Here is a 25,356-nt window from a genome sequence, read left to right as displayed (position 1 = left end):
AGGCTTTAGGTTTGACCACCTCGCCCTCCGACTCTCTCTGCTCGCTCCACATTCGCACAATTCTGTACATCGCTAATTTCGGTAGGTCTCGATTCCTTACAATCCCTTGTCCTGAGGGGTTTTGCCGCGATCGGGAGTGCCCAGATTCAGTTGCAGTAACCTGACCAATTATGCGATTATCCTCATCCGCAGGATGAGACATACAGCCATTCAATCTAGTCGAATGTACGTATTTATTCGACTGACATCCGCGAGAAAATGAACGCACGCGATACGGCAATGACTCTCGCCGAACAGCGCCTCACCGGAAAGAAAGCGATTCACGAATGACCCTGTCGAGACAAATTCCCTCTTCCGTGCGAATGGTGCTGGTGAGCAGTAACTATCTGGTTCGGGTGGGGTTGCGACGAATTATGGAAAATACCCTCGGTGTGATCCTCGTAGGAGAATCGCACGGTGGAGCCTCTGCTCAGGACCTCGTGTTGCATGAACGCCCCGACATCGCCATTCTTGATATCGAGCCCGACATGCGCATCACCGAATTGACCAGAAATTTACGGAAATCCGTCCCGTCGTTGAAGATCATTCTGCTGAGCGGATGGGATGACATTGCTCAAGCGAAACAGGCCTTGACGGCGGGAGCCAGCAGCATCGTGCTCAAATGCCAACCGCCGTCCGTTCTTTTGGCCACCGTCGAAAGCCTGGCCGAAGCTGCCACGGCTGCGTTACTGGCTTCCTCTAACCAAGCCCTGATCAATAATAGGGCGGAACAGCCGGTCAGCCCTGGCACCTCATCCCCACCAGCATGGCCGAGTTCCTTGACGGACCGCGAACGAACCGTCATTGCGCTGCTCGGCAAAGGGCTTTCGAATCGAGACATTGCCGGCCAGCTCTGCATTTCGGAAACAACCGTCCGCCACCATTTGACCAGCATCTTCGATAAACTTGGTGTCCCGAACCGCCAGAAACTCCTCATCCGCGCCCATCAGTACGGCCTGGTCGAACTGACCGCGTCGGCCTAGAGCGCATGTCGCACGTCCCCTCGAGTCCACGGGGAATTTCTTCCTGTTTTCATCACAAGCGTCTGTAGCAGCCACCTCGGCCGCGAGCTTCAAGCATCGTGTCCGATCCGCCATCATCAGGATCCAGACGTCGACTAGAAACAAACGCGGGGAACCGTTGCGTTGAATGGAGGTTGGTATGAGGGAAACTGGAGAAAAGTGGAGCGGGCGATGGGATTTGAACCCACGACAACTTGCTTGGGAAGCAAGGACTCTACCACTGAGCTACGCCCGCCCCATGAGAACGAGAGATCGAATCCTACGCCGCGAGCGTGCCTAAGTCAAGGCAACGGCTCACGCACGGCTCAGTTCTTATATTCCGCCACCGCGAACTTGCGGCGGCCCACCCGTAATCGCAACAACCGGCCGGCCGTCAGGGGCAGCATCGCGTTGGCGTCCGTCAACTTTTGCCCGTCCACTTCGACTCCGCCCTGCGCGATGAGCCGCCGAGCCTCGCTCTTACTCGGTACCAGGCCGGTTCGGGCGATCAGGTCGACGAGGCCGATGGCCGGTGCCGACCGATCCTTGACATCAGCCGACGTCAAGAGCACATGGGCGTCCGGTTGTTCCGGAAACTCGCGCTCCGTGAACTTCTGTCGAAAGGCCGCTCTGGCTGCCTCGCCTGCCGCAGCTCCGTGATACCGCGCAACAATCCCGTAGGCGAGATTGAGCTTGGACTCCATCGGATGTTGAGTCTTTACCAACGCCAGATCTTCCGTCGTCAACAGCTCATAGTAGCGATGCATCAGCACATCGCTGATCGACATCAGCTTGCCGAACATGTCGCCGGGAGTATCCTCCAGCGCGATATAGTTGCCGATGCTCTTGCTCATCTTGCGGATGCCGTCCGTTCCCTCCAAGAGCGGCATCGTGATCACCACTTGCGCGTCCTGGCCGTAATCCCGTTGCAAGTCACGGCCCATCAGCAGGTTGAACTTCTGATCGGTACCGCCCAGCTCGATATCGGCCTTCAGTTCGACGGAATCGTAACCCTGAATCAAGGGATACAGGAACTCATGAATGCTGATCGGCTTCTGCTCCGTATAACGCTTGTGAAAATCCTCCCGTTCCAACATCCGCGCAACATTGTAGTGAGCGCTCAATTCGATCAGGCCGTCCGCAGTCATCTTGCTCATCCAGCGGCTGTTGAACGCTACCTGCGTTTTATCCGGATCCAGAATCTTGAAGATTTGCCGTTCATAGGTCTTGGCGTTCTCCAGAACCTTTTCTCTGGACAGGGCCACCCGTGTTTCCGACCGACCGGTCGGATCGCCGATCATGCCGGTAAAATCGCCGATGAGAAAAATCACCTGGTGCCCCAAGTCCTGAAAGTGTTTCAGCTTGTGGATCAGGACGGTATGCCCGAGGTGAAGATCGGGGGCCGTGGGATCGAAGCCGGCCTTCACACGAAGCGGGCGCTGCTCTTTGATGGAACGGGCCAGCTTTGCCTCCAACTCGTTTTGCTGGATGACCTCCACCGTACCCCGACGAATGAGATCCAGTTGTTGCGTGAGGGACGTCACAGGGTTCCTTTACGCTCAGGAGACGTCGCCCGCCGTGAGACGAGCACGTGCGGCCGCAGCCGCTCAAATGTTTTCTGGCCGATCCCCTTCACCTGGCGAAGGTCCTCAATACGCTCGAACGAGCCGTGCGCGAGCCGATGGTCAAGAATCCGCTGCGCCAGTTTGGGTCCGATCCCGGGCAAGGTCTCCAGATCGAGCTGCGTCGCCTCATTCAGATCGACCTGCCGCGGGAGATTAACGTCGTCCGAATGACGTTCCCCTTGCACAGCGACCTGTGCGGCGACCGGCTCGGCCGTTTCCAAGGGCATGACTCTCGTTTGATTCGCGGGGGCGACCGAGCCGATCCAAATCAAAGCCCCCAGCGTCACGCCGACCATCGCCAACTTGATCAGAAACGACTGGAGCATCTCAAGACGGTCTGCGCGCAAGATGAATCGCCTTCCCATGGACATCCTCCATGGCTTCCATGAGCCCCTCGGAAAAAGTGGGGTGCGCGTGAATCATGCCGGCCAGATCCGTCACCGACGCCTTCACCTGCATGGCCAGGGCGGCTTCATGAATGAGATCGGTTGCGTGGGCTCCGAGAATGTGTACCCCCAGAATCCGATCCGTGCTCGCATCGGAGATCACCTTCACAAAGCCTTGAATATCCCCCGTCGCCTGAGCCTTCCCCAACCCCCCGTAACGAAACCGGCCAACCTTGATCGCCAGCTGCGGATCCTGGCCCGCGGCCAGACTACGGTCCCGCGCCTGCTGTTCCGTCAAGCCCGCCCGCCCGACCTCCGGTAGCGTGAAAATCCCCGTGGGAATGACCTCATAGTTCATGGTGCTGCCATGCCCAAGAAACTGTTCGGCGGCTACCTTTCCCTGCGCCGACGCCACGTGCGCCAGCATGGCCTTTCCGACCACATCCCCGATCGCATAGATGCCGGGCACGTTGGTCTCCATCCGGTCATTCACGACCACTTCCCCGCGGCTCCCGAGGTGCACCCCCGCCCGCTCGAGCCCGATTCCCCGTGAATTGAACCTGCGTCCGACTGAGACGAGGACCTGATTCACATTCAAAGACTGTCCGTCCTGCAGATGGACGGAGACGACATCAGCCTGTCGGGCCAGGCTCTCGACGGTGACGCCGACTCGCACGTCTACGCCACGCTTTTTCAGCTCGCGCTCCATCGTCTGGCTGATCTCCTCATCCTCCAGAGGCAAGACACGCGGCAGGAGCTCGACCATCGTCACCTGCGTACCGAGCCCGCTGTAGAGCGACGCAAATTCACAGCCTTCCACGCCGCCGCCCACGATCAGCAGACGCTCCGGAACCTGGGCCAAGTCCAAGGCCTGTTTGCTGGTGATAATCTGCGTCCCATCGATAGGAAACAACGGCAGCTTCGGCCAGGAGGAACCGGTGGCGATGATGATGCCGTCGCCCTCCACCCGAAGGTCGCTTCCATCCGGCCTCACGACGCGAATCGTCCGCGCATCCACCAACTCACCCGTGCCTTCCACCAGCGCGATATTCCACGTTTTGAAGAGTGTGGCGATTCCCTTCACCAAGGCAGCGACGACCTTGTTTTTTCTGGCCACCATGGCGGTGGGATCGTATGCGACCGACCCGTTCAGCAGAAGGCCGACCTCTTTGGCTTTCTTCGCCTTGTCGCCCAGCTCCACGACCGAGAGTAGCGCCTTGCTGGGGATACAGCCCCAGTTGAGGCAGACCCCGCCCAGCGCCTGATTTTCGATCACGGTGACGCGCGCGCCGAGCTGGGCCGCGCGAATCGCCGCGACATACCCGCCGGGTCCGGCGCCGAGAATGAGCAGGTGCTTCGCCATCGTCAGCTGATGTGGAATGGTCGATGAGATGGTCAGTGTTTCTGTTTGCTCAGAAACTCCTCGTATTGGGTGGACGTCATGAGCTGGTCCACCTCAGCGGGAGCCGAGAGTTCGATGACCACCATCCAACCCTTGCCGTAGGGGTCCGAGTTGACGACTTCGGGATGGTCCTTGAGGTCCGTGTTGATCTTGGCGATGGTGCCGCTCAGAGGGGTGTAAATCGTCGAGGTGGTCTTGGTGGACTCGACTTCGCCGATCTGCTGACCGGCGGTGACTTTGGCGCCGACCTTGGGCAGATCGATAAAGACGATGTCGCCCAATGCGTCCTGCGCGAAATGGCTGATGCCGATCGTCGCCTGCGCACCGTCGACACGGGCCCACTCATGCTCTTGGTGATAACGAAGATTGGACGGTATCATGGCACTCCTCTCAGCGGCCTCCGATTAAGTGACGTAGGTGTAGACACGGGGATGGAACCGAGCTGTGGCGCGATCGTAAAAGTTGCCGGCGGCTTTGTCAAGGAAGCGTCCCGACGGCAGACGGAACGAAAACGAGATGCCGGATATCGGGCGTACGCAGTTCATCAGCCTGCTGAGCGAGGCCCAGAAACATACCGTTCTGATGATCGGCAGGGGTTCGAAGCATCACCCATCCTTGCGGCAAAGTCTGCGGTTCGCCCTTTTCCTGCTGCACGACATCACGGCTCCACCCCTTGTAGGCCCCGGCAAAGGCGCGGACATCGGAAGCCTCACGGGACGTTCCACCTAACAAGAGATCGAATCCTCGTCGGCGCGCTTCCGCCGCATCTTCACCCCAATTCACAAGTGCAGCGGTCGGATTAGATAGGGCTTCAGGGTGGATTTCCAAGACCAGCCGCAAACGGGGCATGGCCTTCTGGAGTTGCTTGCGCCACCCACCTAATACTTCAAGTTCCTCACGAGCTTTCCAACCTACCCATCGCCACAGTGTTTTATCCGAGGTGGGCACCGGCTCGTTCGGCCTGACGGCCATCCGGTCACGCAACGCCTGCGCCACGTCTGAGGACGGCTGCTGGAAGTGTGCCTCAAACCGGCGCAACGTACTGTCGCTGATTTCATAGGCAAAACTGTTGTCTGTCCGGGCTCGGAGCACCATGCCGTCCACCCCGGTCCGTGCTAGGTCTGTCAGGAACGGCGCGATCAAGGATTGCGTGGCCGGCGACAAGAGGTCGAACTGCCTCCAGGGATGGAGACGGCGACGCGTCGGATCATAGATCAGGCTGCGGAACTCCGGACGCCGCTCGAACAGGGGTGCGCGCCACAGATCAACGACGGCATAGATGGAGAGCCCCAGCTCATGGGCCTGCGGTACGACCACGCCCAACCAGTCAGCCACGACCGGCGCGCGTGACGTGGCAAATAACGCTCCCGTCGGCTGATCCCTGGCCTGCTCAGCAACTCCGGCAGAGAGCGGCAGTGCGGGTCTGCTGAAAGAGGCATCCGGGCTGGCGTCCATCACCACCGCACTGATCCCTTGGGCACTTAACTGACGCAACCACGTTTGCACCTGGCCCATCGGAGGCAGGCTCGCAAAGGAGATATACATCGCCGTGTGGCCGGAGCCGGCCCCTGCGGTGGGAATCGTGTGATTCTTCAAGGACTCGATCCGATGGAGGGCACGATCGGCGTAGGTGCTTAGGATGGCGGCTGTCGCTCCCCCGGCAGTGGTCAACGTCCGATATTCCTTTAAGGCCGCCGTGACTTCTCCCATTTGTTCGTAGGATTGCCCAAGCTCCCAGTGGGCCTCCGGGACCCGCCTCGACTTTGGGTAGGTGGTCAAGTACCGCTCGTAAAGATGTACGGCAGCGGCGTACCGCCCGTCGGAAAAAGCCGTGGAGGCCTGGTGCCAGAGTCTGGCCTCAGCCTCGATGGCCGGCGCATGGGGCGGTTGTACGGAAGGAGCGCTGGAGAGGAAGCTACAGCCCGACAGCAACGCGGCGAGCGCCGGAGCGACAAGAGAGAGGCCGGCTCGACGCCCTCGTCCGGCGCGTCGAGCCTCCCGGGCTTGAACGGGATGCGCGCCCAAGGCGCCTACCCGACCAACTCCATTTCCGGAAAGAAATATCCGATTTCAAACTTCGCCGTATCCGGCCCATCGGAGCCATGCACGGCGTTGAATTCGATATTCGCGCCATGGGCGGCACGGATGGTTCCGTTCTCGGCCTTTGCCGGGTCCGTGGCCCCCATCAGGTCACGATTCGCCTTGATGGCATTGTCGCCCTCCAGCACCAACACCACGCAAGGCCCGGAAGACATGAACGTACAGAGACTGTCATAGAATGGACGGGCCTTATGCACGGCATAGAACCCCTGGGCCGTCGACTTCGATAGCTGCATCAGGCGCACCGCAATCGGCCTAAGGCCGGCCTTTTCATAACGAGAGATGATGTCGCCGATGACATGTTTCTTGACGGCATCGGGCTTGATGATCGCAAGGGTTCGTTCACTCATGGGTCGTCGCGCTCCTTGGGCTAAAAATAACCGGACGGTTCGATCAAAAGAACTCCAGCGGCATTATAAAGAAACCGTGGAAGTACTGGCAAGATAAGGGCCGGATGGAGCAGTCAGTTCCCAAACAGGGCCGACAGCTCCCGAGGAAGGACGATCCCGCGTTCGGTAATGATGCCGGTGATCAATTCGGCCGGAGTCACATCAAAGGCAGGATTATAGACCGACACCCCCTTAGGGGCGATCGGATGGCTGCCGTGGATGGAGGTCACTTCCATCGCTGCGCGCTCTTCGATCGGAATATCAGCACCGGTCTTGGTATGAAGATCAATCGTCGAATAGGGCGCAGCGACATAAAAGGGAATGCCGTGGGCCCGCGCCAATACCGCCACTGAGTAGGTGCCGATCTTGTTGGCCACGTCGCCGTTGGCGGCGATGCGATCGGCGCCGACCACACAGAGCTGGATTTTCCCTAGCCGCATCAGAGCCCCAGCCATGTTGTCAGTGATCAAGGTGACAGGAATACGATCCTGCATCAGTTCCCATGCCGTCAGACGCGCGCCCTGTAAGACGGGTCTGGTCTCGTCCGCGATAACGTGGATTCGCTTGCCCTCCTCCCAGGCCGCCCGAATCACACCTAACGCCGTTCCATAGCCGGCGGTCGCCAGTGCTCCGGCGTTGCAGTGAGTCAAGATGGTATCGCCATCCTTGATGACGGAGGCTCCGTGCCGCCCCATCGCCCGACAGAGCGCCACATCTTCTTCCAGTATTGCTTGAGCTTCTTCGAGCAGCGCTTCTTGTACGGCGGCCAACGAATGACCGCCGCACGCGCGCATTGCACGCTTCATCCTGTCGATGGCCCAAAAGAGATTCACGGCCGTGGGTCGAGAGGCAGCCAGATGCGCACAGATACCTTCGACCGCCTGCGAGAACGTGTGCCAATCATTCGTGGTCACGGCTCTGGCTCCTAAGGCGATCCCCATGGCTGCAGCCACTCCGATCGCCGGCGCACCCCGCACCTTCAGGTCGCGGATCGCCTGAGCGACCGCTCGGTAGTCGCGGCAATCGAGGAACTCGACGCTGCCCGGCAATCGACTTTGGTCCAAGAGGCGAACAGCGCCATCCTTCCATTCGACGGTAGGAACCATCCCCATCGGCCAGCCCTGTCGATTCATTGCAGCTCTTCCTGCAGGATCTGAGCGATCCGGCCAACGTCCTCTTCCGTGAGCGCCGGATAGATCGGCAAGGAAATGGCCGCCGCATCAGCCTCGTCGCTCGAGGGAAAGTCCGGGAGGTCCAAGTAGCGGTGCAGCGGACGGAACACAGGCTTCCGGCATTGGATACCTCGGTGCGCCACCCGTGACAAGTAGGCCGTCATCTCATCCGGCGCCTGAACACCCTTTGGCAGACGCACCACGAACCGATAGTAAGAATGCGTCGTGCCTGGGGGCACGAACGGCAGGTGAAAGAAGTCTTTCGAGAGACAGCCTCGGTAACAGGACGCCAAGATGGCCCGCTGCTCAAGAAACGTTCCGAGTCGATTAAGCTGGGCCAGCCCCAACGCGGCCTGCAAGTCGGTCATCTTGCAGTTAAAGGCTGCGGCGTTGAGCGAGGGAGCTTGGTCATATTCCCTGAGCTCACGCACTCGCTCCAACAAAGCTTCGTCGTTTGACAGGACCATTCCCCCTTCACCGGCACAAAGGAGCTTGGTCGCGTAAAACGAACACACCGTCAGCTGGCCGACCGTGCCGACCGCCCGCCCCTGCTCTATGGCCCCCAACGTCTGGGCGCAATCTTCGATGATGGGGATCCCGATCGACTGCAACGTGGTCAGATCCGCAGGCAGGCCGAAGAGATGCGGAACGATCACGGCACGCGTGCGCATGGTCCTCGCTTTGCGGACCTTCTGCGGGTCGAGGTTATAGGTCTCAGGATCGATGTCGACAAGCCTCGCTTGGGCTCCAACCCGCTGCACGGCGAGCCATGGCGCCGAACAGACATAGCTCGGCAGGATGACATTGTCGCCGTGGCCGACCCCGAACGCGCGCAGGGCCAGCTCCAACGCGACGGTACCGGAGCTGACCGCGACGCCACCTTGAAGGCCGAGATAGGCGGCCATCCCCCGTTCGAACTGTGCGACGGCAGGCCCCTCGGCGACCTGGCCAGACCGCAACACATCGGTGACCGCCCGAATTTCCTCTGGCCCCAACGAGGGACGCGAATGCGGAATCATAATGGTCTTCTCACGGGCTGAATAGTACCGAACCCCTACGCAAGAATAAAGCCTGCCGCCCGCTATCCGACGGACGGATGATGCCTACACCCAGTTCCAACGCTGCCAGAGCCGATGAATGTTTTCCTGCTCAACCCGCCAGACGTCCGACCGGCCTGCCGCCGGTTGCAGCCTCCATTCCCTCGCCGTATGCACGGAGATCTGCCGTCGCGCAGAATCCCACGTAACCCAGACCGCTCCGTCTCGATCGGTCCGAAGCACCTGCGCGCCTGCCGCCTGATACGCCTCCAGAACTCCGCGCACTGGATGGCCGTAGGGATTGCGGCGGCCGGCGGACACCACCGCCACGTCCGGTCGGAGCGACGCAATCCACAGCGGATCGAACGAACTTGTGGCCCCATGGTGTGGGACTTTGACCACCGCAACGGGAACTGCCGCCGCAACCTCTCCCAACCTCGACAGAGCCTCTCGCTCAATATCTGCGGTAAACAAGACCTGCCGTCCTTCGCAAGCCAAGCCCATCACCACCGACCGATTGTTGAGCGACTCACTCCTGCCTCCATTCCCGCCAGCAGAAGGCATCGGCGGATTGTGGACCGACAGACGACAGGACGCGTCGGCAGACAATACCTGTCCCGCACTCGCGACCTGTAGTGGCACGCTGCGCTGCGCGACGACCTCTTCGATCCTTTTCCAAAAATCCTCTGTCCTGGTCGCCCCGTTGGTCCAGAATTGTTCGACCGGGAAATGTGACAGCACCCAGGCCAATCCACCGACATGGTCGAGCTGGGGATGCGTGCCGACGACGTGGGTGATATGTCGAATTCCCCGATTCCACAAAAACGGCCCCACGATACCACGGCCCATGTCAAAACGCTCATAGGCCGCACCGCCATCGATCAACACCACTTCGCCGGTCGGGAGTTCGAGCACGGCACTATCACCCTGCCCCACGTCGAGGAAGGTGACCCGCCACTCTCCCTCTCGGCTGATGGGGCGCGGAGACCACAACCACCACCCCACGATCAGCGTGAGACCGATGACCATGGCGCCTCTCTGCCAAGAGTTGAATCCCGTCGGCACCTGCATCAGCAAGGCCCATCCCAACCCGTAAAAGAGCAGCATCATGGGAACCGTCGGCGCCGCCACATACCATTCAGCACCAGGCAGCCCTGCCATCCACTGGGCAATGGCGATTAAGGCCCGGCTCGCGAGGTCGAGCAGACCGGCGAACGGCAAGTCACCGCTCTGCACGATGATCACCCACAGGGCGGAGAGGAGGCTCAGCGGCAAGAGCAGGAATCCGACGAAGGGAACCACCACCAGGTTGGCCACCAGTCCGAGCCAGGGAACTTGGTTGAAATAGAACGCCACCAACGGCAGCGTGGCGAGCGTCACGAGCGCCGTCACGCTGAGAGACCCACGCAGCCACCTGAGGCCCCGTTCCCGGAAGGTCGGTCCGACGTCCGATCGGATCTCCTGGTCAGAGCGCCGACCGAATACGATCGCCAGCGCCATTACGGATACATACGACAGTTGAAACGAGATGTCGTATAACGCAGGAGGGCTTGCGAGCAACGTGGCCGCAGCGGCGGCTGCGAGGGCATGCAACACATAGGGAGCCCCACCTAGCCAGACGGTCCATAACCCGATGGCAATCATGATGGCGGAACGGATCGTCGCCGTCTCTGCGCCTGCCAACAGGGTGTAGGCCGCAACCGGCAACACCGTGAGGAGCGCAGCTAGTCGCGTGGCGGTAAGCCATCGCGACAGGCGGAGCAACCAGCCTGAGGGTAAGCGGATGCAGAGAAAACGGATCGAGGCGAACGACAATAGGGCGATCAGCCCGAGATGGGACCCGGAAATCGACAGGATGTGGACCGTTCCACCGGCCATGAACCAGTCGCGAACGACCGGATCCAGAAACCCTTGTTCCCCCACCGTAAGACTCAGGAATAATCCGCGGCTGGGCTGAGGAAGTGGGTCAGCCGCCGACCGCACGAGATCTCGCCACGATTCGACCTGAGCGGTAAGTCGGTCCGTGAGGGTGTCACTCCTGTCGGGCGTTATTGCAACGGCTCCGGGACCGGAGACCGAACTCACCGCGTCGACTCCATGGGCATCCAAATAGGCGGCATAATCGAATCCTCTCGGGTTCATCGTCCCCAGTGGCGCGTGGACGTGCGTACGGAGGCGAATCTTCATGCCGCGATGAAGGCCGCGGTCAGGATCCCGCCAGGTGAGGCGCAGGTGAAAGGGAATCGGCAACTCCGCGTCGTCGGTGGCCGTGACCAATACGGTCGCCGTCAATCGACCAGGAGCATGGCGCACGGATTCCACGATGGTCCCTTCACACTGTATTGGGAGGTGACGGTCGCGCTCGGGGATTGGCGGATCGGCGGTGAGCCAGGCGAAGAGGACCCAATAGATTGTGCCGGCCAAGAGACTCGTCAACAATCCCAGACTCTGACGGCCTGTAAGCACAGCCCGTCGCTCCAGGGCAGTGAGCAAACCCGATGCGATAATTAGGAGCAGGGCGATGCTGTAAGGGAAGTAGGTGAATTGAGAACCGAGTGCGAGCCCGAGGACAAAGAAGCTGGTGAGGCTCGGCAACATCCGGTGCCTTCGGGGAGGACCCGCTGCTAGCCGATACGAGCCCGAACAACCTGTGCGAGATGGTCCGCCACCTCGCGGATCATGACATCGCGCTCACCTTCCACCATGATTCGCAACAAGGGCTCGGTGCCGGAATAGCGCACGAGCACTCGACCGCTGCCGTTCAGTGTGGATTCGGCGGTCCTGATCGCGGACTGGATATCGGGAATCTGATCCAGATCGGGTTTGTGTTTGACATGGACGTTCAGGAGAACCTGCGGGACGGCCGTCATCGCCTTGGCCAACTCGGACAGCGGCTTCCCGGTCCGCTTCATCAGCGAGAGGATCTGCAACGCCGAGATCAACCCGTCGCCGGTCGTATTATGATCCAAAAAAATAAAATGCCCAGATTGCTCTCCACCGAAATTATGCCCATCGGCCAGCATCCGCTCGAGTAAGTAGCGATCACCCACCGGCGTCCGGGCCAATTGAATCCCCGCCTTGTTCATGGCGAGTTCCAATCCGAAATTACTCATCACTGTCCCGACCACGGTCTTGTTCGCCAGCTGCCCCTGCGCAAAGAGATCCAATCCCAATGCCGCCATGACATGGTCACCGTCGACGACCTTCCCCTGTTCACAGACGAAGATCGCGCGGTCCGCGTCACCGTCCAATGCGATGCCGAGATCGGCCTGATGTTCCCACACCAGCTCCTGCAAACGCTCCGGATGCACCGCCCCGCAGCGATCGTTGATGTTCATGCCGTCCGGCTTGTCCCCAAACACCTCAATGGTCGCACCAAGTTCGCGAAGCACGGAAGGCGCCACCTTATAAGCCGCTCCATTGGCACAGTCGACGACCAGTTTGATGCCTTGAAAATCCAGGTCGCGAGGAAGGGAGCGTTTGACGAACTCAATGTAGCGTCCTTCGGCGTCTCCGATCCGATAGGCCTTCCCAATGGCGTCGGCCGTCGGGCGGAGATGCTTGATCTCGTCCGACACGATCAGCTGTTCAATTCGGGCCTCCACCTCGTCCGGCAATTTGAAACCCTGATTGGAAAAAAACTTAATCCCGTTGTCTTGGTAAGGATTATGCGAAGCCGAAATCACCACGCCGGCATCGGCACGCAGGCTCCGCGTCAGAAAGGCGATGGCGGGGGTCGGCATGGGGCCGACCAGCAACACATCCACCCCCATGGAGCAGATGCCGGACGTCAGCGCCGACTCCAACATGTAACCGGACAACCGCGTATCCTTCCCGATCACGACCTGGTGCCGACCGGCCCGCCGCATAAAGATATGCGCCGCAGCCCGCCCCAGTTGCATGGCGATTTCGCTCGTCATCGGTTCAAGGTTCGCGACACCGCGAACGCCGTCTGTGCCGAACAGTTTACGCATTGGTTACCTCTGACTTAGAACGCACATGACGCCGGATGGCTGACACGACCGCAGCCGCATCCTTCATCGCCCGCACGTCGTGGACTCGAATGATATGGGCGCCTTTGAACATCGCCACCGCGACCGCAGCAGCCGTCCCATACCCGCGCTGCTGTACCGGCTGATGCGTGAGGTTCCCGATGAATTGCTTCCGAGACAGACCGGCAAGCACCGGATATCCGAGGCGGGTCAAACGATCGAACTCCGCCAGGAGCTGAAGATTATGCTCTTCGAGCTTACCAAAACCGAAACCCGGGTCAAGGACGATTTGCCTCCGTAGAATACCGCGATCTATGGCGACCGCAATCCGTTCGGTCAGAAATTCGAGCACCTCCTGGACCACGTTCGTATACTGCGGAGCCTGTTGCATGGTCTGAGGGGTCCCCTGCATATGCATGAGCACCACGCCGACGCCGGTTTGAGCAACCACCCCGGCCATCTTGGGATCTCCACGTAGGGCCGTAATATCGTTGATGAGACTAGCGCCGGCTTGAACCGCCAACCGCGCAACGCCCGCCTTTGCGGTGTCGACTGAGAGAGGAAGGGCGACCGCGCGACGCACCGCCTCCAACACTGGGAGTAAACGTCGAATCTCTTCTTCCTCAGAAATACCCAGGGCGCCAGGTCTGGAAGACTCCGCGCCGAGATCGATCACATCCGCACCCTCGGCTTCCATCTGCTTGGCGTGCTCCACAGCGCGATCAACCGTCATGTACGACCCGCCATCGGAAAAGGAATCCGGTGTGACATTAAGAATGCCCATCACAAGCGGTCCGCTATCGAACCGAAACAGATGGGCCCCCGCTGTCAAGATAGGAAGGTCGGCCGACATTGCCAAACCGCATCTGCGGCAGCTCCGACGAAACCACGGAGCCGAAGAAGTCTCCTGAGGGACACACGACCCGACGGTGGGAAAGCGGCGCCGGGAATCGAATACCTTCAAAACATTTTCCCGGCAGCGAGCAGGGAATCTATCTCAGGCCTGCTTCACAGGAGCCATACCGAGCATCCTGTAAAGCAGGCCCTGCGGAATTTAGGCAGGGACGGTCTGTGACGAAGAACCCTGAACGATGATCTGATCGATCTCTAACGCGTCGAGCACTTCCTTTTCCAGCAAGGCCTCCGCAAGCGCCTTCAAGCTGGTCATATTTTCCGTGAGCAGTCGTTTAGCCCGCTCGTAGTTTTCCGTGACCAGGCGCTTGATCTCATGATCGATTTCCAGAGCCACTTGCTCACTGAAATCCCGCTTCGTCGCAATCTCTCGGCCGAGGAAGATTTCTTCTTCCTTTCTACCGAAGGTGAGCGGCCCCAGCTTCTCGCTCATGCCCCATTCGCACACCATTTTGCGAGCCAGTTCGGTCGCTCGTTCCAGATCATTTCCAGCCCCGGTGGTCACGCTGCTGAAGATTAGCTCTTCAGCTACCCGACCTCCCATGAGGATCGCCAAGTTGTTATACAAGAAGTCTTTCGAGTAACTGTGCCGATCGTCCGTCGGGAGCTGCATAGTGACGCCTAACGCCCGCCCTCGCGGAATGATCGTGACCTTATGAACCGGGTCCGTACCGGGAAGCAGTTTGGCCATAAGCGCATGGCCGGCTTCGTGATAGGCCGTCGTGCGTTTCTCCTCGTCGCTGAGCATCATACTCTTGCGTTCGGCACCCATCAGGACCTTATCCTTGGCCATTTCGAAATCAATCAGCTCAACTTCCTTCTTGTTCTGCCGTGCAGCCCAGAGTGCGGCCTCATTGACCAAATTCTCCAGGTCGGCACCGGAGAACCCTGGGGTCCCTCGAGCAATCTTCTCCAATTCAACATTGGTCGCCAAGGGCACCTTCTTCGTGTGGACCTTCAGGATCTCCGAGCGCCCGCGCAAGTCGGGTCGGTTGACGACCACCTGGCGATCGAAGCGACCAGGGCGCAACAAGGCCGGGTCCAACACATCCGGGCGGTTCGTCGCCGCAATCAGGATGACTCCTTCCGTCGTATCGAACCCATCCATTTCAACCAACAGCTGGTTCAAAGTCTGCTCGCGCTCATCATGCCCTCCACCGAGCCCCGCACCGCGCAAACGTCCGACTGCATCGATTTCATCGATGAAGATAATGCATGGCGCATGCTTCTTCCCTTGCTCAAAGAGATCGCGCACGCGCGACGCCCCCACGCCGACGAACATTTCGACGAAGTCGGAGCCGCTGATGCTGAAGAACGGCACTCCGGCCTCTCCCGCAATCGCTTTAGCCAGCAAGGTCTTGCCGGTCCCGGGAGGACCGACGATGAGCACTCCCTTCGGAATACGCCCACCAAGCTTTTGGAACTTGCGAGGGTCCTTGAGGAATTCAATAATCTCGAGCACCTCTTCCTTAGCTTCCTCAATCCCAGCCACATCGGAGAAGGTCACCTTCTTCCGCTCTTCGGTCAACATTCTGGCTCGACTCTTTCCAAAGGAAAGAGCCTTGTTGCCGCCGATCTGCATCTGCCGCATCAAGAAGAACCAGAGACCGAGGAAGAGAATGAAGGGACCCCACGTGACCAAAAACGTGATGTACCACGGACTTTCGTCAGGCGGACGGGCCTCGATCTGCACGTCTTTTTCGCGCAGTTGCTTGACCAATTCCGGATACTCAGCCGTATAGGTTCTGATACGGCTTTGGTCCTTTAAAATTGCGCTGATGTGGTTGGCCTTGATGGTCACCTTCATGACCTCGCCCTTATCGAGCTTGGCCATGAAATCACTGAATATCACTTCATCTTCCGGTGCATGGGTCGGCACACTGAACAGATTGAATAACAAAATCATGAACAGGCCGACGACGACCCAGAATAAAAGATTCTTTACCCGTGAATTCATCCACCTCTCCTTTGAGGATTGTAGGCAGACTGCGAAAAGAAATGATCCTGCAGGATGTTACCATAGGTCTCGCAAGTGGAACAACCTCTCATGCCGACTCCTGCTCCAACTCCTCGTCCTGATCCAGGGCCGCGAGATACGGCAGATTGCGATATTTCTGTCGGTAGTCGAGTCCATAGCCGACCACGAACTTGTTTGGGATCTTGAAGCCGACGTACTCCAAATCCACTTCGACGGTCCGGCGCTCCGGCTTGCTCAAGAGGGTGCAGACTTTCAGCGATCGCGGCTTGCGTTTGGACAGGGTCTTTAGCAAGTAACTGATGGTGAGACCCGAATCGACGATATCCTCCACAAGCAACACGTCCTTGCCCGCGATCGGTTCGGTGAGGTCCGACACCAGTTTGACCTTGCCCGAGGTTTTCTTTCCGGATCCGTAACTCGTCACCACGATGAATTCCACCCGCATCGGAATACGGATCGCTCTTGCCAAATCGGCATAGAACGCATAGGCCCCCTTCAGCACCCCGACCAACACCAGATCTTTCCCCGTATAGTCGGAGGCAATCTGTCTGCCGAGTTCCCGAATGCGCGTCCGCATCTGCTCTTGTGTGACGATCGGACGGCCAAAAATGCGTTCCATTCCTACCTGGCTCCTTTCCGGCTTGTTGGCGGCGCCACGTGCGCGACGAGGGATCGGCGGGTTGACCGCGTCGCAGCAAATCGGGCATCAACCCGTCGCCCGACGACCCAAAGAATCTCGTCACCGGACACCAACAAAGGGATACGTTGACGCACAGAGGGGCCCAGTTTCGCATCTACGAAGTAATCTTGCAATTTCTTTCGCCGCCCCTCCATCCCAACAGGACAAAACCAATCGCCCGGCTGCCATGTACGCAGCATCAGAGGCAGCGACAAGCGGTCCGCATCAAACAGCGCGAGCGCGGGCGATTTCCCGTCGAGGATGCTGTTCGCCTCTTTCTCCTCCAGCACGTGGAGGGACACCGACTCCCCGGTAGGGGGCCACAATGCCCTCCAAGGCAGCGAAGGGATGGTGACGGATAGAGGTGGAGAAGTTGAGATTTCAGGCGACGGCTCCACCGAAAGACGAATGAGTCGTTGTTCACAGCGCACTGTCACCGCGCCCACCCTCCATACCTTGCCAGACCGTGCCGAGGCCACAGTGTCCAAGATGGATAACAGCTCCTCTCCACGCATCACTCGCGGAGGGGATACCAGAGCCTCCACAGCCTGCCGGAGCATTCGCCGCTGCAAGGCCGTCGGCTGGGCGGTCAGGCCGTACCGATCAACCAGGATCGTCGTTCGGTCTCGAGAGTGAACCAACCGCTTCAGTCGACCGGCGGCGAGCGCATCCAAGAATCGATCATCTTCCCGGACCAGGTCGGCTTGTCGCGCCAACAATGGAACCACGGCGGGGGATAGGGCGGTCAGGACCGGCAAGACTTCCTGCCGGATACGATTTCGGAGATAGATGGATTTCCTGTTACTCGAATCGAGCCGATAGGGCACCTCCCTAGATTGCAGGTACGTCAAAATCTCTCGCCGTGACACCGTCAAGAGCGGACGGATGAACAGCCCTCGCCGATGCGGCATACCGGACAAGCCGCGGAGCCCTGCTCCTCGCAACATCCGGAGCAAGACTGTTTCGGCTTGATCGTCCGCCTGGTGTCCAAGAGCTACCCGATTCGCTCCCAGCTCGCGCGCCACTTCCTGGAACACGCGATAGCGTGCAGCCCTCGCGGTGGCCTGCACCGATCGCGGCGGCTTGTCGCGCGGGAACAGCGAGCTGAGGTCTCGGATCACGCAGGGTACGCGCAGCCGTTGGGAGAAATCGGCCACGAAGGCTTCATCGGCGGCTGATTCGGCTCCGCGTAAACCGAAGTTGCAATGCACCGCCGCAAGCGACAGGTTCCAGGCCGGAGCCAGGTCGTGTAGGATGGAAAGCAGGGCCACGGAGTCAGGCCCGCCGGACAAAGCTACCAGGACCTTCTCTCCAGGAGTCACCAACCCTTTGGTACGCAGAGCCAGGACAACCTGACGATGAATTGGCTGATGGGGAATCTTTGGCGGAGGCGCCATTACTCCGACCGAGGCAACGTGGGCAAACGCGATGCCGTCCCCCCCGCTTCGCGAAGGAACACCCGCGCGGTCTCCACGTCCCGGCTAATCTGCCGGGTTAGTTCCGATGCGGAAACAAAGACCCTATCGCCCCGCACAAACCCGATGAAGTGCACGAGGATCGATTCACCGTACAGTTCAAGCCGCTCGTCGAGAATGGAGACTTCCAGCAACCGTTCTCCAGCGCCGAATGTCGGTCTCGTCCCGATGTAAACGATTGAATCGCGACTGGAATCCTTCCAGATCGTGTGCGCGGCATAGACCCCGTCCGGAGGAATCACCCGCCCCGGCGGAAGCCGCAGGTTCGCCGTCGGCCATCCCAGATCAGTTCCACGGTGGGCACCGGGAATCACCGTTCCGCCGAGCCCATAGGGACGGCCCAGCAAACGAGCTGCCTTCTGCACCTCTCCGGCCTGGAGGAGTTGACGGATCCGCGTTGAGCTCACCACTTCACCATCGATCCTCACCGGTGCCACCGGGTGGACGCGGAACCCAAATTGGCGTCCCCACGTCTTCAACTCCTCGATGCGACCAGCACGGCCCCGGCCGAACGCGAAGTGTTCCCCCACAAACAGCTGTTTAGTCCCGATGCCGTCGCACAACACCTGTCGCACGAATTCGGCAGGACTCAGCTGCGCGAAGACCGGGGTGAATTCGAGAAACAACACTTCGTCGATGCCCGCAGCATCGAAATAGGCCAATTTCTCTTCCGGCGAGGTCAGAAACTGCAAATTGACCTGGGGAGCGAGGATCTTGACAGGGTGAGGGTCGAAGGTCAGCACCACGGCCGCACCCCCCTCTCGACGCGCCGTATCGACCACCGTTTTCAGCAAAGCCCGATGGCCGTGGTGATGACCGTCGAAGTTTCCGATCGTGACGATCGCGTGGGGATGGGGCTTGGTAGCGGCGAGCCCGCGAGAAATCTTCATGACTGGTGTCACTGCAGAAGTGCGGCGGCCTCTTTGGCGAAATAGGTCAAGATCATGTCCGCGCCGGCCCGTTTGATCGAGAGCAACGATTCCATCATCGCGCGGGTTTCGTCCAGCCAACCGGCTTGGGCCGCCGCCTTGACCATGCTGTACTCGCCGCTCACCTGGTAGGCGGCAAGCGGCAGCAGGGTCCGTCCGCGCGCCGCGCTGATGATGTCGAGGTAGGGCATGGCCGGCTTGACCATAATGATGTCGGCCCCCTCCTCGATATCCAGTTCGATCTCCCGCAAGGCTTCGCGTGTGTTGGCGGGATCCATCTGGTACGACTGCCGGTCTCCGAACTGCGGACAGGAATGGGCGGCATCACGAAAGGGGGCATAAAAACACGACGCAAACTTTGCCGCATAGGCCATGATGGGCACATCGACGAAGCCCGCTCGGTCGAGTTCATCGCGAATGGCGGCGACCCGGCCGTCCATCATATCCGACGGTGCCACCATGTCCGCACCTGCCTCGACATGGGTCTTGGCCATCGCCCTCAGACAGTCCAACGTCTCGTCATTGAGAATCTTCCCGTCTCGGACGATACCGCAGTGGCCATGGCTGGTGTACTCGTCGATACAGACATCGGTAATCAGGACCAAGCCGGGCACCTGCGCCTTGAGTGTTCGGAGGGCTCGTTGTACGATGCCGTCGGGGTCATACCCTGAACTGCCGCGCTCATCCTTCCGTCCGGGAATGCCGAACAAAATCATCGCCGGAATTCCCAGCGCCTTGACCTCCGATGCCTCCTTCACCAACAGGTCGACCGACAGCCGCGCTTGGCCCGGCATCGACGCGATCGGCTCCCGTCTCCCCTCTCCCTCTGTGACAAATGCGGGGTAGATGAAGTCGTTGGGTGTCAACCCGGTTTCGCGGACCATGCGCCGTAAGGCGTCGGTTTCCCGCAGGCGACGCATGCGCTGAATCGGAAAGGCCATTCCCCGCTCACTTCCTCGGAAGGTTGGTGAGAAACACTACCAGATCACGCACGGAAATCATCCCGACCAGTTGACCGTCCCTCGTCACGCCTAGATGGCGAAGGTGGGTCTGCGCCATGAGATCGTTCGCATCCAAGAGGGTCTTGTGCTCTTCGATCGTCACGAGCGGCGCCGACATGATTTGTTCGACCGTCGTCTTCGTCATGTCGGCTCCGGTCGCAACGACACGCCGAACCATGTCCGTATCGGTGATGATGCCGATCACGTCCTTCCCGTTCGTGACGAATAGGCTCCCGATGTTGCGATCACGCATCAATCGCCCGGCTGTGCGCACATCCATATCTCGTTCGACGGTGATGAACTTTTCCTTGGGAACCATGAACGATTTAACTGGGACCATGTAATGTCCTCCTCATGATAATGAACAGCTTCGATTGCCTGGCCTCTTGGTTATTGACTCGCCGCAGCGGCTGCACGGTGCCGTCCCTCCGCATGTTGAACCATGGCTTCCGCCAAGGCAGGGACCGTATTCTCTGCCGCCACCACCTGGACGACAAATCCCGCCTCGCGAGCAGTTCCCGCAGTGATGGGACCGATACAAGCCACGGTAGTCCCTCCGACCGCCTCCTGCAGCTCCTGTGGAGATGCGAACAATTCCACAAAGTTTCGCACCGTTGAGGAACTGGTGAACGACAGCACGTCGATCACGCCGCCACGGAGTTGTTCTTTCAGCCGATCCACCGCCACGGTCGGCCGGATGGTCCGATAGGCCGGTACCACGTCCACCTCGGCTCCTCGCGCGCGCAATTGGTCTGGCAGGATTTCCCGCGCCACCAATGCGCGTGGAATCAGGACCCGCGCTCCCTCCATCGGCCGGTCGGCCAGCGCATCCAGAACCCCCTCCGCTTGGAACTGTTCGGGAATGACGTCGGCACGCAGCCCATAGGGCGTCAACGCCTCGGCCGTCCGAGGCCCGATACAACAGATCGTCAGACCAGCCAAGGCCCGGACATCTTTCCCCTTCTGCGCCAACCGGGCCATGAACGGCGCCACGCCGTTGACGCTGGTGAAGATCAGCCACCGGTAGCTCGACAACCGATCCAACGCACGATCCACGAGGGACCAGTCCTCGGGCGGCGCGATCTCAATGGTCGGACACATCACCGGCTCTCCCCCGTATGCGGCAATGAGGTCGGCAAACTCCGATGCCTGTGCCTTCGGTCTGGTGACGAGAACCCGCATACCGAACAGAGGCCGGCGTTCAAACCAATTTAGTTGATCACGCAGGCGGACGACCTCCCCCACCACGATCACCGTCGGCGGCTCCATCTGGGCCGCAGCCGCCTTCACCACAATGTCGCTCAAGGTACCGACCACAGTCCGTTGCGCTGCCCTCGTGCCCCAGCGAATCACGGCAACAGGGGTCGTCTCCTCCTTCCCCTCTGCGCGCAAGCAATCCACAATCTTGGGTAGGTTGGTCATCCCCATCAGAAAGACCAACGTGCCATGCGCAGTGGCCAGTCGCCTCCACTCCACGCCGCTCCGGTCCTTCGTCGGATCTTCATGGCCGGTGACGAAGGTCACCGTAGAAGCTAGGGTGCGATGGGTGACGGGAATGCCGGCGTAGGCCGGTGCGGCGATTGCCGCCGTCACGCCAGGCACCACCTCGAACGGAAGACCTGCCGCCGCCACAGCTTCCGCTTCCTCTCCGCCCCGTCCGAACACGAAGGGGTCGCCACCCTTCAGCCGCACCACGATCTTCCCTTCAGCCGCACGGTCGACCAAGAGCCGATTGATGTCCCCTTGATCACGATAGTGCCCTCGCCCCCGCCGCCCGACGTAAATTCGTTCCGCGTGGGGGAGCACGTGGTCCAGCAAGGCCTCATTGGCGAGGTAATCGTACAAAACGACATCCGCTGCCTCAAGGCATTCCTTGCCGCGCAACGTCAGCAGCTTGGGATCGCCGGGACCGGCCCCGACCAAGTAAACCGTGCCTCTACGCAGCGTCATCTCACTCACGCCCGTCCATAGATGGCATTCAAAATTTCCTCGCCGCCGTCGGCCAGTAGTCGCTCTGCCAGCTGAGTGCCCAGCTGCCGAGCCTCTGACGCATCACCCTGGATCTGATGACGAACCATTCGGCGGCCATCCACGCTGGCTACCAAACCGTCCAATGTCACCCGCTCGTCCTCTAACAGGGCATGGGCCGCGATGGGTACCTGGCACCCCCCCTCAAGGCGGTGGAGCAGCGCGCGTTCCGCGGTCACGGTGATACGTGTCGGACGATGTTCGAAGCGGGCCAACAATTCAGCCACAAACCGGTCGTCCTGACGGGCCTCAATACCGAGCGCACCCTGTGCGATAGCAGGAAGGCTGAGGTCGGTTGCCAGGTATTCCGTAATTTCCTGTTCCCATCCGAGCCGCCGCAAACCCGCAGCAGCCAGGATGATGGCATCGAACTGTCCTTCGCGCAATTTTCTCAAGCGGGTGTCCAGATTGCCGCGCAACATGTCGATGACGAAATCAGGACGACGGTGGAGCAACAGAGCCTGCCGACGCAAACTGCTGGTGCCGATGCGGGCCCCTGACGGCAACTGGTCGAGAGATCGCCCGTCTCGTGAGATGAGGGCATCACGTGGATCTTCTCGCGGCGGGACGCACAGGATGGCCAATCCTTCCGGGAGCGACGTGGGCACATCCTTCATGCTGTGGACGGCCAGGTCGATCTCCTTGTTCAAGAGAGCGTCTTCGATTTCCTTGACGAAGAGCCCCTTGCCGCCGATCTTGGCCAATGGGACATCGAGAATCTTGTCTCCTGAGGTGTGAATCTGCTTCAGAGAGATAGTGACGTCCGGTGCCAATTCTTGCAAGCGTGCCTGGACCCACTGACTCTGCTGTAGCGCAAGCTTGCTCCCTCTGGTACCAAGCACAAGCGTGGTGCGATTCATTGGTGACCGCCGCTCTTGGATGGAGCGGCAGCCTGATGCCGATCGATTTGTATACTGGTATTCATCTGCTCCTCACAACCGGTTGCGTCAACTGACGCGCCGGCCCTGTTCTTTGGAGGCCTTCGGAATCAATGGTGCCGGCTCCGGCAGACGTGCGGCGCCGTTGCCGGAGGCACCCTCGCTCGGGCGCTCCGCGTCGCCTGGTTGGGCCATGGCATAAGCCGCCGGCGGTTCCAAACTGAAAAATCGGCGGGCGGCCTCTACATATGCCGCTCCGCTGGAAGATGCAGCCTCGGCCTTGAGCGTGACCATCGTCCCATGCACGATTTTATTGATGATGGCGGAGGCCATCCCTTCCACCGCCGCTCGATCCTCGGGCGACAGGTGCGCGAGCCTGGCAAGGAGCTTTTCGACTTCGCGCCGTTTGATATCTTCCGTTCGGTTCCGCAAGGCCACAATCGTCGGCGTCACCTCCAACGATTGCAACCACTGCCCCAGGACAGCAACCTCTTTGATCACCATTTGTTCGGCCTTGGAGGCCTCCCGCAGCCGATCTTCCCGGTTCTGTTCCACCCGCATGTGTAAATCGTCGATATCGAACAGGAACGCGTCATCGATGGGCCGAACGGCGGGATCAATGTTACGGGGTACAGAAATATCGATCAGGAACATGGGACGATTCATCCGTTGCCGCATCGCCCGTTGCACGTCCTCCGCGGTGACGAGATAATGCGCAGCGCCCGTCGAGACCAGGACGATGTCAGCGCCGGCCAACTCCGTCCGGTAATCGTCGAACGGAACCGCCGTTCCGTTAAACCGCTGCGCTAATTCCAACCCATGCTGGAAGTTGCGCGTCGTGATCCGCACCTGACGGACACCGTTGGCAATGAGGTGCCGAGCCGCCAATTTGGCCATTTCGCCGGCTCCGATCAGGAGCACCGTCTTCTCGGTCAGGTTTGAAAAGATCTTTTTGGCCAGTTCCACAGCCGCATAACTCACCGAGACGGCGGTTTCAGCGATTTTCGTCTCCGTGCGAACACGCTTGGCGACGGAGATCGCCTTCTTGACGATCTTGTTGAGGAACAAGCCCGAGGCCTTATGGATCAAGGCCACCTCGAAGGCATCTTTGAGTTGTCCGAGAATTTGCGATTCGCCGACGATCATGGAATCGAGGCTGGCGGCCACTCGAAACAGGTGGGCGATGGCTCGGTCGTCGGCATGCCAATAGAGATGCGGCGTAAGGTGTTCAGAGGAGAGGGACAGGTGTGTGTCGGCCAGAAATTCCTGCACCCGACCGTATCCGTGCTCCAGGTCCTCGACCACCGCATACACTTCGACGCGGTTGCACGTCGACAGCAGCAGCCCCTCGCGCACTCCTTGATACGAACAGAGCCGCGAGAGGGCCTCCCGGAGACGACTTTCCGGAACCGCGAGCTTTTCACGGATTTCGACCGGTGCGGTTTTATGGCTCAGCCCGACGACGATCACATGCATGTCAGGACACCGACCCGTGACTCTTTATGACGACTCCGATCAGGGTGAGAATGACGCCCGCGAAGCCGATGATCGTCAGATACGCGGCCCGCTTCGCCCGCCACCCGATCGTGAGGCGGCCGACGAGCACCACGAAGTAAAACCCCCAGGTCACCATGGCCCAGGTTTGCTCGGGATTCCAGTTCACATAGGTCCCGCGAACGATCTCAGCCGAAAAGGCCCCGCTGATGATCCCCAGCGTCAGGAGCGGAAATCCCATGACGATGGACTGCTGGTTCAAATGGTCCAGATAATCGAGCGCCGGCAATTTCGCATAGAGGATATTGAACCGCTTGGACTTGAGAAGCCCGTCCTGAATGAGATACATCACACCCGCAACGAACGCGACGGCAAACCCCACCGTGCCCAACATGCTGAGGGTGACATGAACCCACAGCGTTTTAAAAACCGGTTGGAGAGTGGCGGTTCCCTCGGACCGAAACGCCGCCGCGGTCACAAGCGATACGAGGGCCAGCGGCACCATGAAAGAACCGAGCACGTGGATTTGACGGCGGAACTCGACCGCAAGAAACACCAAAATCAACATCCAAGAAAAAAAGGAGAGCGCTTCGTGGAAGGTCGGAAGCTGAGCTTGGGCACTGTCGGTCATCCTGGCAACCAACGCCACAGTGTGCGTGCCGAAGCCACCCGCGGTAATGCCCAAGGAGACTTTCGAGAGAGTTTCCGCTCGCCGGAGGAGATACGCGAGGTAACAGACCGTACTCCCGAAGTACAGCGCCATCGTAAGCAGAAAAAACCCGGACGACATCTCGCTTCCACCTCGCAACCAATCGAAACAACACTGAATTTTTGGAATT

22 protein-coding genes and 1 tRNA gene are annotated in these 25,356 nt (G+C 59.8%); 1 reads left to right on the top strand and 22 read right to left on the bottom strand.

The features are described 5' to 3' along the window. Positions 1-326: 326 nt before the first annotated feature. Complete coding sequence (locus HRU82_19525) at positions 327-1,022, top strand: response regulator transcription factor (GenBank protein QOJ37004.1); 696 nt, start codon at positions 327-329, stop codon at positions 1,020-1,022. A 199-nt stretch (positions 1,023-1,221) separates the two neighbouring features. Here HRU82_19525 and HRU82_19520 read toward each other — a convergent pair. The 22 genes from HRU82_19520 to ccsA all read right to left on the bottom strand — a co-directional run bounded on the left by HRU82_19520 (position 1,222) and on the right by ccsA (position 25,307). After that, a tRNA-Gly gene (locus HRU82_19520) sits at positions 1,222-1,296 on the bottom strand. A gap of 70 nt (positions 1,297-1,366) precedes the next feature. Further along, the gene (locus HRU82_19515) at positions 1,367-2,584 is read right to left on the bottom strand and encodes a tyrosine--tRNA ligase (GenBank protein ID QOJ37003.1); all 1,218 of its coding nucleotides are present in this window, start codon (positions 2,582-2,584) and stop codon (positions 1,367-1,369) included. After that, entirely contained in the window at positions 2,581-3,030 is a 450-nt protein-coding gene (locus tag HRU82_19510) for a helix-hairpin-helix domain-containing protein (GenBank protein QOJ37002.1), read from the bottom strand. Before HRU82_19510 ends, HRU82_19515 begins: the two co-directional genes overlap by 4 nt. Then, on the bottom strand, positions 2,993-4,414 hold the full coding sequence (gene lpdA / locus HRU82_19505) for a dihydrolipoyl dehydrogenase (protein ID QOJ37001.1): 1,422 nt from the start codon (positions 4,412-4,414) through the stop codon (positions 2,993-2,995). The genes HRU82_19510 and lpdA overlap by 38 nt, the downstream gene beginning before the upstream one ends. A 32-nt stretch (positions 4,415-4,446) precedes the next feature. Continuing rightward, positions 4,447-4,833, bottom strand: coding sequence for a glycine cleavage system protein GcvH (gcvH, locus tag HRU82_19500; protein ID QOJ37000.1), 387 nt, complete (start codon positions 4,831-4,833; stop codon positions 4,447-4,449). 97 nt (positions 4,834-4,930) lie between these two features. Next, positions 4,931-6,478 carry a tetratricopeptide repeat protein gene (locus tag HRU82_19495; protein QOJ36999.1) on the bottom strand — a complete coding sequence of 516 codons (1,548 nt, stop codon included), beginning with the start codon at positions 6,476-6,478 and terminating at the stop codon, positions 4,931-4,933. A gap of 5 nt (positions 6,479-6,483) precedes the next feature. Next, the gene (gene ndk / locus HRU82_19490; protein ID QOJ36998.1) at positions 6,484-6,903 is read right to left on the bottom strand and encodes a nucleoside-diphosphate kinase; all 420 of its coding nucleotides are present in this window, start codon (positions 6,901-6,903) and stop codon (positions 6,484-6,486) included. A 113-nt stretch (positions 6,904-7,016) separates the two neighbouring features. Next, positions 7,017-8,048, bottom strand: a complete 1,032-nt coding sequence (gene mtnA / locus HRU82_19485) for an S-methyl-5-thioribose-1-phosphate isomerase (GenBank protein ID QOJ37276.1) — start codon at positions 8,046-8,048, stop codon at positions 7,017-7,019. 23 nt (positions 8,049-8,071) lie between these two features. Then, entirely contained in the window at positions 8,072-9,133 is a 1,062-nt protein-coding gene (locus HRU82_19480) for a DegT/DnrJ/EryC1/StrS family aminotransferase (GenBank protein ID QOJ36997.1), read from the bottom strand. Between the two features lie 84 nt (positions 9,134-9,217). Next, positions 9,218-11,749, bottom strand: coding sequence for a DNA internalization-related competence protein ComEC/Rec2 (locus HRU82_19475; protein QOJ36996.1), 2,532 nt, complete (start codon positions 11,747-11,749; stop codon positions 9,218-9,220). 26 nt (positions 11,750-11,775) lie between these two features. Then, positions 11,776-13,125: a phosphoglucosamine mutase gene (locus HRU82_19470; protein ID QOJ36995.1), complete on the bottom strand. Its 1,350-nt coding sequence runs from the start codon at positions 13,123-13,125 to the stop codon at positions 11,776-11,778. Beyond that, positions 13,118-13,996 (bottom strand): dihydropteroate synthase, encoded by an 879-nt coding sequence (gene folP / locus HRU82_19465; protein QOJ36994.1) that lies wholly within the window; start codon positions 13,994-13,996, stop codon positions 13,118-13,120. Before folP ends, HRU82_19470 begins: the two co-directional genes overlap by 8 nt. A 201-nt stretch (positions 13,997-14,197) precedes the next feature. Further along, complete coding sequence (locus tag HRU82_19460; GenBank protein ID QOJ36993.1) at positions 14,198-16,012, bottom strand: ATP-dependent metallopeptidase FtsH/Yme1/Tma family protein; 1,815 nt, start codon at positions 16,010-16,012, stop codon at positions 14,198-14,200. 88 nt (positions 16,013-16,100) lie between these two features. Continuing rightward, complete coding sequence (gene hpt, locus HRU82_19455) at positions 16,101-16,652, bottom strand: hypoxanthine phosphoribosyltransferase (protein ID QOJ36992.1); 552 nt, start codon at positions 16,650-16,652, stop codon at positions 16,101-16,103. Positions 16,653-16,654: 2 nt separating this feature from the next. Next, positions 16,655-18,109 carry a tRNA lysidine(34) synthetase TilS gene (gene tilS / locus HRU82_19450; protein ID QOJ36991.1) on the bottom strand — a complete coding sequence of 485 codons (1,455 nt, stop codon included), beginning with the start codon at positions 18,107-18,109 and terminating at the stop codon, positions 16,655-16,657. Next, positions 18,109-19,077 (bottom strand): bifunctional riboflavin kinase/FAD synthetase, encoded by a 969-nt coding sequence (locus tag HRU82_19445; protein ID QOJ36990.1) that lies wholly within the window; start codon positions 19,075-19,077, stop codon positions 18,109-18,111. Before HRU82_19445 ends, tilS begins: the two co-directional genes overlap by 1 nt. Positions 19,078-19,085: 8 nt before the next feature. Beyond that, entirely contained in the window at positions 19,086-20,057 is a 972-nt protein-coding gene (hemB, locus tag HRU82_19440; GenBank protein ID QOJ36989.1) for a porphobilinogen synthase, read from the bottom strand. Between the two features lie 7 nt (positions 20,058-20,064). After that, positions 20,065-20,457, bottom strand: a complete 393-nt coding sequence (locus tag HRU82_19435; GenBank protein QOJ36988.1) for a CBS domain-containing protein — start codon at positions 20,455-20,457, stop codon at positions 20,065-20,067. A gap of 50 nt (positions 20,458-20,507) precedes the next feature. Continuing rightward, on the bottom strand, positions 20,508-22,067 hold the full coding sequence (cobA, locus tag HRU82_19430) for a uroporphyrinogen-III C-methyltransferase (GenBank protein ID QOJ36987.1): 1,560 nt from the start codon (positions 22,065-22,067) through the stop codon (positions 20,508-20,510). 5 nt (positions 22,068-22,072) lie between these two features. Then, positions 22,073-23,005 (bottom strand): hydroxymethylbilane synthase, encoded by a 933-nt coding sequence (gene hemC, locus HRU82_19425; protein ID QOJ36986.1) that lies wholly within the window; start codon positions 23,003-23,005, stop codon positions 22,073-22,075. An 87-nt stretch (positions 23,006-23,092) separates the two neighbouring features. Further along, the gene (locus HRU82_19420; protein QOJ36985.1) at positions 23,093-24,499 is read right to left on the bottom strand and encodes a glutamyl-tRNA reductase; all 1,407 of its coding nucleotides are present in this window, start codon (positions 24,497-24,499) and stop codon (positions 23,093-23,095) included. A gap of 1 nt (position 24,500) precedes the next feature. Next, entirely contained in the window at positions 24,501-25,307 is an 807-nt protein-coding gene (ccsA, locus tag HRU82_19415) for a cytochrome c biogenesis protein CcsA (protein ID QOJ36984.1), read from the bottom strand. Positions 25,308-25,356: the final 49 nt, after the last annotated feature.

It is taken from the genome of Nitrospira sp. (assembly GCA_015709715.1).
GTDB lineage: Bacteria > Nitrospirota > Nitrospiria > Nitrospirales > Nitrospiraceae > Nitrospira_A.
This window is presented reverse-complemented; position numbering and strand designations above follow the sequence as displayed.

Coding starts and splice junctions, on each gene's coding strand:
- HRU82_19525 (QOJ37004.1), top strand. CDS start 327: ATGACCCTGTCGAGACAAATTCCCTCTTCCGTGCGAATGGTGCTGGTG.
- hemC (QOJ36986.1), bottom strand. CDS start 23,005: ATGAATCGCACCACGCTTGTGCTTGGTACCAGAGGGAGCAAGCTTGCG.
- HRU82_19435 (QOJ36988.1), bottom strand. CDS start 20,457: ATGGTCCCAGTTAAATCGTTCATGGTTCCCAAGGAAAAGTTCATCACC.
- lpdA (QOJ37001.1), bottom strand. CDS start 4,414: ATGGCGAAGCACCTGCTCATTCTCGGCGCCGGACCCGGCGGGTATGTC.
- tilS (QOJ36991.1), bottom strand. CDS start 18,109: ATGGCGCCTCCGCCAAAGATTCCCCATCAGCCAATTCATCGTCAGGTT.
- HRU82_19480 (QOJ36997.1), bottom strand. CDS start 9,133: ATGATTCCGCATTCGCGTCCCTCGTTGGGGCCAGAGGAAATTCGGGCG.
- HRU82_19510 (QOJ37002.1), bottom strand. CDS start 3,030: ATGGGAAGGCGATTCATCTTGCGCGCAGACCGTCTTGAGATGCTCCAG.
- HRU82_19420 (QOJ36985.1), bottom strand. CDS start 24,499: ATGCATGTGATCGTCGTCGGGCTGAGCCATAAAACCGCACCGGTCGAA.
- gcvH (QOJ37000.1), bottom strand. CDS start 4,833: ATGATACCGTCCAATCTTCGTTATCACCAAGAGCATGAGTGGGCCCGT.
- ndk (QOJ36998.1), bottom strand. CDS start 6,903: ATGAGTGAACGAACCCTTGCGATCATCAAGCCCGATGCCGTCAAGAAA.
- HRU82_19445 (QOJ36990.1), bottom strand. CDS start 19,077: ATGAAGATTTCTCGCGGGCTCGCCGCTACCAAGCCCCATCCCCACGCG.
- HRU82_19475 (QOJ36996.1), bottom strand. CDS start 11,749: ATGTTGCCGAGCCTCACCAGCTTCTTTGTCCTCGGGCTCGCACTCGGT.
- cobA (QOJ36987.1), bottom strand. CDS start 22,067: ATGACGCTGCGTAGAGGCACGGTTTACTTGGTCGGGGCCGGTCCCGGC.
- folP (QOJ36994.1), bottom strand. CDS start 13,996: ATGTCGGCCGACCTTCCTATCTTGACAGCGGGGGCCCATCTGTTTCGG.
- HRU82_19460 (QOJ36993.1), bottom strand. CDS start 16,012: ATGAATTCACGGGTAAAGAATCTTTTATTCTGGGTCGTCGTCGGCCTG.
- mtnA (QOJ37276.1), bottom strand. CDS start 8,048: ATGGTTCCTACCGTCGAATGGAAGGATGGCGCTGTTCGCCTCTTGGAC.
- ccsA (QOJ36984.1), bottom strand. CDS start 25,307: ATGTCGTCCGGGTTTTTTCTGCTTACGATGGCGCTGTACTTCGGGAGT.
- hemB (QOJ36989.1), bottom strand. CDS start 20,057: ATGGCCTTTCCGATTCAGCGCATGCGTCGCCTGCGGGAAACCGACGCC.
- hpt (QOJ36992.1), bottom strand. CDS start 16,652: ATGGAACGCATTTTTGGCCGTCCGATCGTCACACAAGAGCAGATGCGG.
- HRU82_19470 (QOJ36995.1), bottom strand. CDS start 13,125: ATGCGTAAACTGTTCGGCACAGACGGCGTTCGCGGTGTCGCGAACCTT.